General features: G+C 68.2%; 13 protein-coding genes. 5 read left to right on the forward strand and 8 right to left on the reverse strand.

The window, feature by feature from the left end; all coding sequences use genetic code 11:
* Positions 1-7: 7 nt before the first annotated feature.
* Complete coding sequence (locus tag AC6LKG_RS22130; protein ID WP_006219198.1) at positions 8-220, forward strand: YbdD/YjiX family protein; 213 nt, start codon at positions 8-10, stop codon at positions 218-220.
* Positions 221-348: 128 nt separating this feature from the next.
* Here the strand turns inward: AC6LKG_RS22130 and AC6LKG_RS22135 are convergent, their stop codons facing one another.
* The gene (locus tag AC6LKG_RS22135; RefSeq protein ID WP_498168191.1) at positions 349-1,212 is read right to left on the reverse strand and encodes a DMT family transporter; all 864 of its coding nucleotides are present in this window, start codon (positions 1,210-1,212) and stop codon (positions 349-351) included.
* A gap of 149 nt (positions 1,213-1,361) precedes the next feature.
* Between AC6LKG_RS22135 and AC6LKG_RS22140 the strand changes: the two genes are divergently transcribed.
* Complete coding sequence (locus tag AC6LKG_RS22140) at positions 1,362-2,762, forward strand: aminotransferase-like domain-containing protein (RefSeq protein WP_498168215.1); 1,401 nt, start codon at positions 1,362-1,364, stop codon at positions 2,760-2,762.
* Between the two features lie 166 nt (positions 2,763-2,928).
* A complete protein-coding gene (locus tag AC6LKG_RS22145; RefSeq protein WP_498168194.1) occupies positions 2,929-3,480 on the forward strand; it encodes a Dps family protein in 552 nt (183 codons plus the stop codon).
* An 84-nt stretch (positions 3,481-3,564) separates the two neighbouring features.
* On the opposite strand, the gene AC6LKG_RS22150 is transcribed toward AC6LKG_RS22145, so the two are convergent.
* The 7 genes from AC6LKG_RS22150 to AC6LKG_RS22180 form a co-directional block, all read right to left on the reverse strand.
* Positions 3,565-4,065 carry a hypothetical protein gene (locus AC6LKG_RS22150; protein WP_175189573.1) on the reverse strand — a complete coding sequence of 167 codons (501 nt, stop codon included), beginning with the start codon at positions 4,063-4,065 and terminating at the stop codon, positions 3,565-3,567.
* A gap of 200 nt (positions 4,066-4,265) precedes the next feature.
* Positions 4,266-7,013 (reverse strand): autotransporter family protein, encoded by a 2,748-nt coding sequence (locus AC6LKG_RS22155; RefSeq protein WP_498168196.1) that lies wholly within the window; start codon positions 7,011-7,013, stop codon positions 4,266-4,268.
* Positions 7,014-7,466: 453 nt separating this feature from the next.
* Positions 7,467-8,159 (reverse strand): peptide-methionine (S)-S-oxide reductase MsrA, encoded by a 693-nt coding sequence (gene msrA, locus AC6LKG_RS22160; protein WP_498168199.1) that lies wholly within the window; start codon positions 8,157-8,159, stop codon positions 7,467-7,469.
* A 35-nt stretch (positions 8,160-8,194) separates the two neighbouring features.
* Positions 8,195-8,698: a peptide-methionine (R)-S-oxide reductase MsrB gene (gene msrB / locus AC6LKG_RS22165; protein ID WP_498168201.1), complete on the reverse strand. Its 504-nt coding sequence runs from the start codon at positions 8,696-8,698 to the stop codon at positions 8,195-8,197.
* 70 nt (positions 8,699-8,768) lie between these two features.
* Positions 8,769-9,083: a pentapeptide MXKDX repeat protein gene (locus tag AC6LKG_RS22170; protein ID WP_498168203.1), complete on the reverse strand. Its 315-nt coding sequence runs from the start codon at positions 9,081-9,083 to the stop codon at positions 8,769-8,771.
* Positions 9,084-9,128: 45 nt separating this feature from the next.
* Complete coding sequence (locus AC6LKG_RS22175) at positions 9,129-9,920, reverse strand: molybdopterin-dependent oxidoreductase (RefSeq protein WP_498168206.1); 792 nt, start codon at positions 9,918-9,920, stop codon at positions 9,129-9,131.
* A 10-nt stretch (positions 9,921-9,930) separates the two neighbouring features.
* The gene (locus AC6LKG_RS22180) at positions 9,931-10,569 is read right to left on the reverse strand and encodes a cytochrome b/b6 domain-containing protein (RefSeq protein WP_498168208.1); all 639 of its coding nucleotides are present in this window, start codon (positions 10,567-10,569) and stop codon (positions 9,931-9,933) included.
* Between the two features lie 211 nt (positions 10,570-10,780).
* On the opposite strand from AC6LKG_RS22180, the gene AC6LKG_RS22185 reads away from it, so the two are divergent.
* Both AC6LKG_RS22185 and AC6LKG_RS22190 read left to right on the forward strand, forming a co-directional pair.
* Positions 10,781-11,512, forward strand: a complete 732-nt coding sequence (locus AC6LKG_RS22185) for a response regulator transcription factor (RefSeq protein ID WP_498168210.1) — start codon at positions 10,781-10,783, stop codon at positions 11,510-11,512.
* Positions 11,509-12,981, forward strand: coding sequence for a sensor histidine kinase (locus AC6LKG_RS22190; protein ID WP_498168213.1), 1,473 nt, complete (start codon positions 11,509-11,511; stop codon positions 12,979-12,981). Before AC6LKG_RS22185 ends, AC6LKG_RS22190 begins: the two co-directional genes overlap by 4 nt.
* Positions 12,982-12,997: the final 16 nt, after the last annotated feature.

Here is a 12,997-nt window from a genome sequence, read left to right on the forward strand (position 1 = left end):
CGCCGCCATGCTGTTTTCCAACATGACTTCAGCGGCCGGCGCCGCCGGCCGCTACCTCGGGCAGACCCTGCGGTTGATGGTCGGCGTGCCCGACTACGAAACCTACGTCGAGCACATGCGGCGCACCCATCCGGATCAGGAGCCGATGAGCTACGAGGCCTTCTTCCGCGAACGCCAGGATGCCCGCTATGGCGGCAAGAAACGCATCGGCTGCTGCTGACGCAGTGCCGCGCGGGCCGACCGCAATGCAAAGGCGCCGGCTTTGGCCGGCGCTTTTTTTCGCTGGCGCCAGGGGGGGTGCGACCGCCAGGCACTGGCGGCATCGGGCGCGTGTGGCGCAATCCGTGCTCAGCGGGCGTGCTTCCTGGCCCCGGCCACGCAGATCACCGCCGCCAGCGTCACCAGCAGCATGGTCCAGCTTACCGGCTCGCGCAGCAGCAGCGCCGCCAGTCCCAGGCCCATGAAAGGCTGGAATAGCTGCAACTGTCCCACCGCGGCGATGCCGCCCTGGGCCAGGCCGCGATACCAGAACACGAAACCGATCAGCATGCTGAACAGCGACACATAGGCCAGGCCGATCCAGCCGGCCGCGCTGACCTGCGCGAACGAGGCCGGCCAGGTGAACAGCGCCAGCGGCAGCATCACCGGCAGCGACAGCACCAGCGCCCAACTGATGACCTGCCAGCCGCCGAGCGTGCGCGACAGCCTGGCGCCTTCGGCGTAGCCCATGCCGCAGACCACGATGGCGGCCAGCATCAGCAAGTCGCCCTTGAGCGAAACATCCAGCCCGTCCATCAACGCGTAGCCCGCCACGAAAGCCGCGCCCGCCACCGAGAACAGCCAGAACGCCGGCCGTGGCCGTTCGCCGCCGCGCAGCACCGCGAACACGGCCGTGGACAGCGGCAGCAGGCCGAGGAACACGATCGAATGGGCCGAGGTGACGTGCCGCAGCGCCAGCGCCGTGAGCAGCGGAAAGCCCAGCACCACGCCGACCGCCGTCAGCGCCAGGGCGGGCAGGTCCGCGCGGCGCGGTCGCCGCTGGCGCAGCAACCGCAGCAGGGCCCAGCCCAGCAGGGCGGCGATGGTGGCACGGGCGCCGGTCAGGAAGATGGGGTCGAGTTGCGCCACCGCCACCCGGGTCGCCGGCAGGGAACCGGCGAAGATCGCCACGCCGATGAAACCATTGATCCAGCCTCTCGTTGCCTTGTCCATCCGCTGCTCCGCGCAAAGCCTTCAGTGAATCACCCGGGCGCCGGATTCCCCAGACACAGTCCAGTACAATTAAAAATAACTGTTATGCATAACAGTCCAATACGGATGGAGGCGTAGTGAAATCGGGCGGCACTCGGATCGAGGCGGTCATGGCGCAGGTGCGGTCGCGCATCGCATCGCGAGCCTATTCGCCGGGCGCTCGCCTGCCGTCGGTGCGGGCGCAGGCCGGGGCCATGGGGGTGTCGGTGTCGACCGTGGTCGAGGCCTATGAACGCCTGGCGGCCGAAGGCAGCATCACGTCGCGGCCGGGGTCGGGTTTCTACGTCGCCGGCCCGGTGGCGCCGCTGGCGCTGACCGAGATCGGCCCCAAGCTGGACCGCGACATCGATCCGCTGTGGGTCTCGCGCCAGTCGCTGGAGGCCGCGCCCGGCGCGCTGCGGCCCGGCTGCGGGTGGCTGCCGGGCGACTGGATGTACGAGCCCGGCATCCGCCGCGCCCTGCGCGCGCTGGCCAAGGCCGATTCTCTGGAATTGACCGAATACGCCACGCCCCTCGGCCATCCCGGACTGCGCCAGGTGCTGTCGCGGCGCCTGACCGCCGCCGGCATCGAAGCCGCGCCCGAGCAGCTCATGCTGACCGAGTCCGGCACTCAGGCGATCGACCTGATCTGCCGCTTCCTGCTGGAACCGGGCGATACCGTGCTGGTCGACGATCCCTGCTATTTCAACTTCCACGCCCTGCTCAAGGCACACCGGGCCCGCGTGGTCAGCGTGCCGTATACGCCACAGGGACCGGACGTGGCGCGTTTCGAAGCGGCGCTGCGCGAACACGCGCCGCGCCTGTACATCACCAATTCGGGCATCCACAACCCCACCGGCGCGACGCTGTCGCCACTGGTGGCGCACCGGCTGCTCAAGGCCGCCGACGGCGCCGGGCTGGTGATCGTCGAAGACGACATCTTCGCCGACTTCGAGCACATGCCGGCGCCGCGGCTGGCTGCGTTCGACGGCCTGTCGAGGGTGATCCAGATCGGCAGTTTTTCCAAGACCATCTCGGCCTCGCTGCGCTGCGGTTTCATCGCGGCGCGGGCCGACTGGATCGACAGCCTGGCCGACCTGAAGATCGCCACCACCTTCGGCGGCGGGCGGCTGGCGGCCGACGTGGTGTTCCGCACCCTGACCGACAGCGGCTACCGCAAGCACATGGAATGGGTGCGCCAGCGGCTGGCCGAGGAGCGCGAGCAGACCGCGGCGCGGCTGGCGACGCTCGGCATCGTGCCGTGGCTGCAGCCGAAGGCCGGCATGTTCCTGTGGTGCCGCCTGCCGGCCGGCATTGACGCGGCCACCGTGGCGCGCGCCTGCCTGCGCGACGGCGTGGTGCTGGCGCCGGGCAACGCCTTCAGCGTGTCATTGAGCGCGGGCGACTGCCTGCGCTTCAACGTGGCCCAGTCCACCGATGCGCGTGTGTTCGAGACACTGGCGCGGGCGCTCGGGGCGCGCGGCGCCTTTTTGGGCGGCCGTGGGGAGGGAGGCAAGGTCCTGCCGGACTAGTGCCGGCGTCACGTCCGCGCAGGCGCGTCCATTCAGCTTGACGCCAGTCCGGCTTGGGTTTGACCTTTGTCTTTGCCAAAGCACACGTGCGGCATTACCCTGGGTGTCGCGGTGCGAACGATCGCGCCGCGCGTGTTTTCCGAATCATTTCCAGGAGCTGCGATTCATGGCCAAGAAACTGAATGCGAAGACCACCAAGGCGGCGAAGACGCTGCGCAAGCGCCCGCTGGCGACCCCCACCGACCTGGCCGCCGCGGCCACCCGCGATATCTCGGCGGTGCTGAACCAGGTGCTGGCCGACGTGTTCGCGCTGTACCTGAAGACCAAGAACTTCCATTGGCATGTCAGCGGGCCGCACTTTCGCGACTACCACCTGTTGCTGGACGAGCAGGGCGACCAGTTGTTCGCGATGACCGATCCCATCGCCGAGCGCATTCGCAAGATTGGCGGCACCACGCTGCGTTCCATCGGCCATATCTCGCGTACCCAGCGCATTGCCGATAACGATGCCGATTATGTGCAGCCGCTGGACATGCTGGCCGAGCTGCGCGAAGACAACAAGACCCTGGCGGCGACGCTGCGCGAGGCCCATAACGTGACCGACGAGCACCGCGACATCGCCAGCTCCAGCCTCATCGAGAACTGGATCGACGAGACCGAGCGGCGCACCTGGTTCCTGTTCGAGGCCAGCCGCCAGGGCGACAGCACTGGCCATTGAGCGGCGTTGGCGGCCGTTTCCCGGCCCTTGTATCGGGGGACGGGAAAGGGCGGGGCGAAGGGCGGTCCGCCGCTTGCCGGTGCGTCAGCCCTCGCGCCCGAATCCGCCGCGGGCCCATTCCGAGGCCCGTTGCACGCTCAGCTTGTAGGTAGGCGCCACGTGGATTTCGGCTAGCTGTTCGCCCGATTCGTCGTAGGCGCTGAGCACGGCATAGGGCTCGTCCTCGTCTGGCACGATATCCAGCTTGACGGTGACGCGGCCGGCGGCGGCATCAATCTTCACGCTCTTGTGCAGCGTCGCGTGCAATTGCTGTTCGTGACGGCGCAGGACTTCGTTGGCGGTCTTGACCAGGGTGTGGAAGGCGGGGGTGTCCAGCGGCTTGGGGTTCTTCTTGTCGCGGCCCATGGTCCACGGACCCACCAGGGCCGGTTCGGCCTGCCCGTCCAGGGTCATCTCGACGGCCCAGCCGTCGTCGTCTTCGTTCTTGATGATGCGGGCGGTCCAGCCGTCGTCGCGCCACAGCGTGGCGCCCTGTTCCTTGCGGTCTTCGAAGTCGCCGTCGTCCGGCATGTGGGTGTCGTTCACTACTGTGCTTTTCCTGGGGGCATGGGTTCGCGGCCTCGCGGGCGGGGTTGCCGCGCCAGGCCGAAGAGATCATGGATGCGCAGGGCGGATATCCGGATGGCCGGATTCCGCCTGCCCCCCGCACTGTAGCGCAATGCGCGCGGGTGTTCCCGGCGCGGCGGGCGCCGCCATCGCGACGCCCGCGGTCTCGCGGCGTTGCCCTAGAAGCGCACGGCCAGCTTCAGCAGGCCCGACTGCTGGCGGTTGCCGCCGCCGAACTGCGCGTCATAGGCCACGCCGGCGGTGGTGTTGCGGGCGAGCGCGACTTCGGCGCCCAGACCGACCACCGCGGCGTTCTTGGCGATCGGCACGCCGCGCACCGAGAAGGTGCTGCCGCCGTCGAAGGCCAGTTGCTGGCTGGGCGTGACGTCGCCCATGGCGTGGCGCCAGCCCAGCGAGGCGGTCAGGCGGCCCGGCGCGCCGCCGGACTCGAACTGCCAGGCGCCGCGCAGGCCCAGCGTGCTGCTGGTGACGTCGTCGGTGCGGCCCTTGCCGCGCAGGGCGGCCGATCCGCCCGATTCCTCGAAATCACGCGTGCGCAGACGGTTCCACGCCAGGCCGGCATAGGGTTCGATGCTGTAGGCATCGCCCAGCGGCAGGTGGTAGCCGAGTTCGCTGAACAACTGCGTCGACGAGGCGCGGTAGGACGATTCCAGGCGCTGGTTCAGGCTGCCGGCCACAACCTCGCGCTTGCTGTCGATGTCGTGCCAGGTGTAGGCCGCGCCAGCCATGACGCGGATGTGGCCGGGGCCGGCCTGGAAATTGCGGCCGCCGAACAGCGAGGCGGTGTAGCTGTCGACGTCGGTGCGCGAGGCGGAGTCGGCCTGCGAGCTGTGGCTGCCGGTGTAGCCGACCGCGCCGCCCAGGCGCCAGCCGCCGCCGACCGCGCCGTCGCCGCCGACGAACAGGCCGCCGGAAGATTGGCTGACGCTTGAGGCGTTGCCGTCGCCGGCGAACGTGCTCCAGTTGCCGAAGACCTGCGCCCAGACCGGCGAGGCACCGCTTTGCGGCAGGGCGTCGGCCGAGGGCGCGCCCAGTTGGGCCGTCGGTTGCCCGGCACGCAGCGGCGCGTCGAGGTTGCCGCGCAGGTGATCCAGCGGCAGCGCGCGCACGGTGTCGGCCTGGCCCTGCAGCACGGTGGCCGTGCTGGCATAGGCTTCGCCGGACAACTGCTTCAGGGCCGAGCGCGCCTGATCGGGCGTCATCGTCAGCACGGCCGTGGTCACCTGGCGGGCGCCGCTGCCGGCTGCCGCCGTGCTGCCGCTGCCGAGCAACGCCGAACCGTTGCCGCTCGCCGGCGGATCTTCCTGGTCGAGTGCGCCGCCCACGCTGTTTTCGTTGTCGCTGCCGCCGATGCTGCCGATCGGCACGTCATTGCGGGTCAGCGTCATGTAGGCGTTCTTGGCGTCGTAGCTGAGCGTTGGGGTCAGGAAGGCGTACGCGCTGGAGCTGCCCGTGAACCGGCCCTGGATGCCGCCGTCCGCGGTCAGGATGTTGTACATGGTGCGCGGCGCGTAGTTGCCGGCCGGGCCGACGTGCGCGACGGTGCCATCGAGGCTGGCCACGCCGGTGACGTGGATGCGGTCGCTGGCGCTGCTGGCCGGATCGGCGTGCACGCGATAGAGGCTGTCGGCGCCGAAGGTCAGGTTGCCGTTGATCGTCAGCGTGCCGATGGGCGAGGCGTCATTGCCCGGCGAGATCACGGCGGTGGGATAGAGCGTGGTGGTGCCGAGTTGGCCGACCCCGGCCAGCACCACTTCGCGGCCGATATCGACCGGGCCGTTCAGCTTGCCATCGATTTCCAGGGCACCGTCGGCGATCAGGATGGGGCCGCTCAGGCCGCTGCTGTCCGCCGTGAGGATCAGCGAGCCGGGGCCGGTCTTGACGAAGCCTTGCGTGCCTTGCAGCGGATTGTGGATGGTGTCGACGAACTGGCCCGAGGCATAGGTGCCGTCGCCAACCACCAGGGCCGGCGGGTTGCCGCCGTCGCCGACCAGGGTGATGGGCGCGCCTTGCAGGGTGTAGCGGTCGGTGGCGAACTGGATGCCCGATACGCGCACCGGGCCGGCGCCGCCGTCGACCGTGACCGTGCCGGCCGCGCCGGTGAAAATGGCGTAGCCGCTGTCGGGCAGGGCCCCCGTGGCATTGGTCGGGCTGTTCCAGTTGGTGCCGGTGGCGCTCCAGGTGCCGCTGCCGCCGCCCGCGCGCGTCGCGGAGGCCGCGCCGTCGCCGTTCCACAGGTTGGTGGTGCTGGGGCCCAGGATCAGGTTGATCTGCTTGTCGCCGGTCAGCGACTGGATGGTGGCGGCCGGCAGCGAATCGCCGCTGACCGGGCCCAGGGTCAGGCCGCTGCCGCTCAGGCTGCCGCCGTACGACAGGATGCGGTAGTAGCCGGCGTTGACGCCCAGGGTATTGACCGAGACGATCAGGATGGTGTTGTTGAGGGTGACATTGCCGCCCACCGTGATGTTGTCGCCGGTCCCGGGCTGGGTGATGGGTAGCCCCGCGTAGCCGGTCTCGAAATCGAACGCGGCGTTGTTCATCGACAGGTCGCCCGTGACCACCAGGTTGCCATTGGAGGCGCCGGTCGGCGTGCCTGCCGGGTAACCGGGGGCGACACGGGCACCACTGCTGACGTCGAGGTTGCCATTGATCGTGCCGAAGCCCGAGACGGTGCCGTTCGAGGCCGCGTTGACGTTGCCGCTGACGGTGACGCCGGCGCCGCCGCCGTTGCCGCCGACCACCAGGGTGCCGCCGGTAACGTCAATCCCGCCGGGAAGGCTGGCAGAGCCGTCGAATACCTGCGTATTGCCCGCGCCGACCGTCAGGTCGGCGGCCATGGCGGCGGCGCCGCAGGAAGCGCTGAGCGCCACGGTCGCGGTCAGCCATTTGTTGGTGCCATATCTCAAAGCTTGGATCCTTTATGTCTCGATCGATCCGCCCGCCGTGCATGCATGCGTCGCTGCGAGAATATATATTCCGTCGGCGAAACATTCTGTATGAAAGGGTGGGGGTGTCGAAAAAAGGACGCAATTTATACCCGATTTTTTTCAAACAAAAGAATTGGCGGATAGATACCATCCAGATCGGGTTGTTTTTGTGGATGGATACCAACCTGGTTGTTTTAATTGGAGTTTTGGATACCGGCCGGATTATCAAAGTGGCGTGAATTGATACATTTGATATTGTTTTCTGGTGCCGATCCGGATGGCCATTTTTTTAAATGGAACGGAGGTATTTTTTATTATTTATGGGGTTGCCCCGGCGGCTGAAAGATAATGGCCGCCCGGCGCGCGGGCGGCCCTGTTCGCATTATCGGAAACGGCTTGCGCGGCGGGCCACGCCGCGCCCGGGCAGAGACCTCAAGGATTGACCAGCACCGGCTTGTCGCGATATGCGGCCGGGAAGGTCTTGGCCAGATTCTCCACTTTCGGCACGTCGTTGACCATGATGTACATGCTGTACGGGTGCCGCACCAGGTAGTCCTGGTGATAGCCCTCGGCGGGATAGAAGCCCTTGAGCGGCTCGACCGTGGTGGCCAGCGCCTTGGGGTAGACGCCGGACTGGTTCAGTTGCGCGATGTAGGCCTCGGCCACTTTGCGCTGGTCGTCATTGGCCGGGAACACCGTGGAGCGGTACTGTGTGCCGCTGTCCGGCCCCTGGCGGTTGAGCTGGGTCGGGTCGTGCGCCACCGAGAAATAGATCTGCAGCAGTTGGCCGTAGCTGACCTGCTTGGGGTCGTAGGTGATTTCCACCGACTCGGCGTGGCCGCTGCGGCCACCGCTGACGGTGTCGTAGTCGGCGGTGGAGGCCTGGCCGCCGGCATAGCCGGAAACCGCCGAGGTGACGCCCTTGACGTGCTGGAACACCGCCTGCACGCCCCAGAAGCAACCACCGGCGATGACGGCTTTCTCCTGCGCCGCGGTGGCCGGGGTGTCGAGCGCGGGGGGCGGAATGATGAAGGCCTTTTCGGCGGCCTGGGCGGCGCCGCTGGCGAGCAGGGCGGCGGCGGCCAGCACGGCGTGGCGGACGCGGTAGAGCGGGCGGAGCGACATGGTGGGGAATCCTCGGAAAAAAACGCGGGCCGCGGTCAGGCCTGCGGGGTGAAGCGCATGGCCACGCCGTTCATGCAGTAGCGCAGCCCGGTCGGGCGCGGGCCGTCGTCGAAGACGTGGCCCAGGTGGCCGCCGCAGTTGCTGCAGTTGACGGCGGTGCGGGTCATGCCGAAGCTGCGGTCCTCGAGCGTGTCGACGGCGTGTTCCAGCGGTTGCCAGAAGCTGGGCCAGCCGGTGCCGCTGTCGAATTTGGTGGTCGACGAAAACAGATTCTGGGCGCAGCCGGCGCAGGCGAAGGTGCCGGCGCGATGCTCGTCGTTGAGGGGGCTGGTATAGGGCCGCTCGGTGCCTTCGCGGCGCAGCACCTCGTATTGCGCGGGGGTCAGCTTGGCGCGCCACTGCGCGTCGGTCAGCGTGTAGGGATAGGCCGTCCGCGGCTGGGCGGCACGCGCGCCGCGTGCGGCCAGCAGGGGCGCCAGGCCGGCGGCGGCGGCGAAGGCGCCGCCCGCGCCGAGGAAATGTCTGCGTGTCAGTCTCATCGGAAACTCCTGTTGGAAGGGCCGCCCGCGGCGCGGCCGCAGCGGCGCCGGCGGGGCGGTGGGCGGGGGCTTACTTGCCCATGCTGTCCTTGCTCATGGAGCCGCCCTTGGCCATGCCGTCCTTGGCCATGCCGTCCTTGGCCATGCCATCCTTCTTCATGCCATCGTGCGACATGGCGTCCTTGGACATGGAGTTCTTCGACATGCCGTCCTTGGCCATGCCGTCTTTCGCCATGCCATCTTTGGCCATGCCATCCTTCGACATGCTGCTCTTGGCCATGCCGTCCTTCGACATGTTGTCCTTGGACATGCTGTCGGCCGCGTGCGCGGCGACCGCGCCAAAGGCCAGGCACAGCGAGAATGCGGCGGTGGTGAGTGTCTTCATGATGCGTTCCTCTGGTGTGTCGTGGTGAGAAGGGAAAAAAGCCACCTAGCTGCCGCCGAACCAGTTGTAGCCCTGGTCCTCCCAGTAACCGCCCGGGTAGGTGTTGGTGACGAAAATCGCCTGGATGTGCTTGGGGTTCTTGTAGCCAAGCTTGGTGGGCATCCGCAGCTTCATCGGGAAGCCGTACTCCGGCGGCAGGGTCTTGCCGTCGTAGGTCAGCGCCAGGATCGTCTGTGGATGCAACGCGGTCGGCATGTCGATGCTGGTGTAGTAGTCATCGGCACACTTGAATCCCACGTATTTCGCGGTCAGGTCGGCGCCCACGCGCTTCAGGAAGGTCGAGAACGGCACGCCGCCCCACTTGCCGATGGCGCTCCAGCCCTCGACGCAGATGTGGCGCGTGACCTGGTCGATCTGCGCCATGGCGCGCAGCTCTTCGAGCCGCCAGCGGCGCTTGTCGGCCACCATGCCGGTGACTTCCAGCCGGAAGCTCTCTTCCTCGACCTGCCGCACCTCGTCGATGCCGTAATAGGCATTGAACGGGAACGGGCGGGTGATCATGGATTCCGGATAGGTGGGGGCCAGCTTGTTCGGATCGAAGATCCAGCCCTGCACGCGGTCGTTGAAGCGCGACACCGCGGTCAGCGCCTTTTCCACGTTTTCATCGTCGGACAGGGTGCAGCCGGACAGCATCGCCAGCCCGCCCAGCGTCAGGCTGCGGCGCAGGAAGGCGCGGCGCGAGGGCGCCTCGACCCGCTTGTCCAGGATCTTCACGGCTTCCTTCAGGATGGCGGGGCCGTCCAGGCCCAGCAGCGACAGGTGTCGTTTTGCGCTCACGTTGGGCTCCTTATCTGCCGCGGATCATGGCGATCAGGCTGCGCGGCACCAGCGCCACCATGACCAGGTGGACCGCCACGAACGCAACCAGCAGCGCCATGGCGAAGAAATGGATACGGCGCGCGAATTCATAACCGCCCAGCAGGGTGCGCAGCGTGTCGAACTGCACCGACTTCCACAGCACCAGGCCGGAAAGGACCAGCACCGTGATGTCGGCGATGACGAACAGGTAGGCAAGCCGCTGCACCTGGTTGTAGTGGCGCGGGTCGGCGTGCGACAGCTTGCCGCGCAGGGCGGCGGCCAGGTCGCGGGCGACGCCGCGCGGGCCGACCGGGAAGAACTTGCGCCACAGGCGGCCGGTGGTCAGGTTCAGCCCCAGGTAGAGCAGGCCGTTGACCAGCAGCAGCCACATGCCGGCAAAATGCCATTGCAGCGCACCGCCCAGCCAGCCGCCCAGGGTGATCCCGTTGGGAAAGGTGAAATCGAAGAAGGGCGCGGCGTTGTAGACGCGCCAGCCGCTGGTCACCATGATGACCACGGCCAGCGCGTTCAGCCAGTGCACGATGCGCAGCCAGCCGGGATGTACCGGGCCGCGCATGTCGGGCGCCGGGGCGGCGGGGGTGTCTGGGGTGGCGGGCGTGGCCATCATGGCGGGGCTCCTCGGGGAGGCGGTTGTTGTCGTTGGAGCCATTCTTCCCCGGCGCCGATATCGAAGTCCTCACGCAAACTTAAAATAAATGTGATAACTCGCCGGCCATGGATTGGCGACAATAGCGCTGCCGGGGGCGTATCGCCCGCGCCCGGCCTTGCCGGCCGCTGGCGGTCGGCTTACCCTGATCTCCAATCCTGACCGAGCCCCTATGGATACGCCCCGCCGCGTCCTGATCGTCGAAGACGACGCCCACATCGCCGAATTGCTGCGCCTGCACCTGCGTGACGAGGGCTATGCGGTCGAGCATGCGGCCGATGGCAACGAAGGCATGCGCCGGCTGGAGGAGGGCGGCTGGGACGCCCTGGTGCTGGACCTGATGCTGCCCGGCATCGACGGCCTGGAGATCTGCAAGCGCGCCCGCGCCATGACGCGCTACACCCCCATCATCATCACCAGCGCCCGCTCCAGCGAGGTGCACCGCATCCTCGGCTTGGAACTGGGCGCCGACGACTACCTGGCCAAGCCGTTCTCGATGCTGGAACTGGTGGCTCGGGTGCGGGCGTTGCTGCGCCGCACCGAGGCGCTGGAGCGCAACGCCCGCATCGACGCCGGCAGCCTGCGCCAGCACGGCGTGGCCATCGATCCGATCGCCCGCACCGCCTCGGTCGACGAGCGCCGGCTGGAGCTGACGCCGCGCGAGTTCGACCTGCTGCATTTCTTCGCCCGCAACCCGGACAAGGTGTTCTCGCGGCTGGACCTGCTGAACCAGGTCTGGGGCTACCAGCACGAAGGCTACGAGCACACGGTCAACACCCACATCAACCGGCTGCGCACCAAGATCGAGGCCGATCCGTCCAATCCGCGGCGCATCCTGACGGTCTGGGGCCGCGGCTACAAGTTCGCGGCCGAACCGGGCGCGGCGGCGGAGTCCGCGTCATGAAACGCCTGACCCTGACCCAGCGCCTGTCGGCGGTGTTCGCCATGCTGCTGCTGGCGTGCTGCGGCGCGTCGGCCTGGCTGCAGATCTCGGCCAACGTGCGTTACGAGCAGGAGGTGGTGCAGCGCCTGTCCAGCGGGCTGGCGCAGCATATCGCCGGCACCAACGAGCTGATGGACGCCAACGGCTGGAAGCCGGACGCGGTGCGTTCGCTGTTCTCGATGCTGATGATGGTGAATCCGGCGGTCGAGGTCTACCTGCTGGACAACGACGGCCGCATCGTCGGCGATGCGGCGCCGCCCGGGCAGATCAAGCGCGACCGGGTCGACCTGGCGCCGGTGCGCCGCTTCCTGGCGGGCGCGGCGCTGCCTATCGAGGGCGACGATCCGCGCCACCTGGATACGGCCAAGGTATTTTCGGCCGCGCCGGTGCGGGTGGCGGGGCGCGACGAGGGCTATGTCTATGTGGTGCTGCAAGGCCAGGCGCATGACGCGCTGGCAATGGCCGCGTCGCGCAGCGCGGTCCTGCGCACCACCTTGTGGTCGATTGCGCTGGTGGCCCTGCTGGGCCTGGTGGCGGGCCTGGCGGCGTTCGGCCTGATCACGCGGCCGCTGCGCGGCCTGACGCGCGCGGTGCGGGCCTTTGGCGACGACGATGGGCGCGCGTTGGCGGCGCTGGAAAAGCCGGCCGACGCCACCGATGCCAGCGGCGACGAGATCTCGGTGCTGCGCCGCAGCTTCGTGCAGATGGGCCGCCGCATCACCGAGCAGTGGCGCGAGCTGACGCGCCAGGACCAGCAGCGGCGCGACCTGGTGGCGAACATCTCGCACGACCTGCGCACGCCGCTGACCTCGCTGCACGGCTATCTGGAAACCTTGCGGCTCAAGGACGAAACGCTGGACGCGGCCGAGCGCCGCCGTTACCTGGACATCGCGCTGGCGCAAAGCCGCAAGGTCGGTCGGCTGGCGCAGGAACTGTTCGAGCTGGCGCGGCTGGAATCCGGGCTGGTGCGGCTGGAACCCGAGACCTTCTCGCTGCCCGAGCTGGCGCAGGACGTGATCCAGAAATTCGAATTGGCCGCCGAGGCGCGCCAGCAGCGGCTGACCACGGCGATTGACCAGGAGCTGCCGCCGGTGCGCGCCGACCTGGGCATGATCGAGCGGGTGCTCACCAATCTGCTGGACAACGCCATCCGCCATACGGCGCCGGGCGGATGCATCGAGCTACGCCTGCGGCAGGCGCGCGACGGCGTGCAGGTGCGGGTCAGCGACAATGGCGCCGGCATTCCCGACGCGTTGCGGGCGGGCCTGTTCACCCGCGCCTCGGTGCTGGCCAACGGCCCGCGCGATGGCGGCGGCCTGGGGCTGGTGATCGTGCACCGCATCCTGCAACTGCACCACAGCGACATCCGCCTGGTGGAACGGCCCGAGCCGGGCGCGGTGTTCGAATTCGACCTGCCGGCGGCGCGCTGACGCGGCGTCAGCCGCC

The organism is Achromobacter sp. 46006, assembly GCF_059761975.1.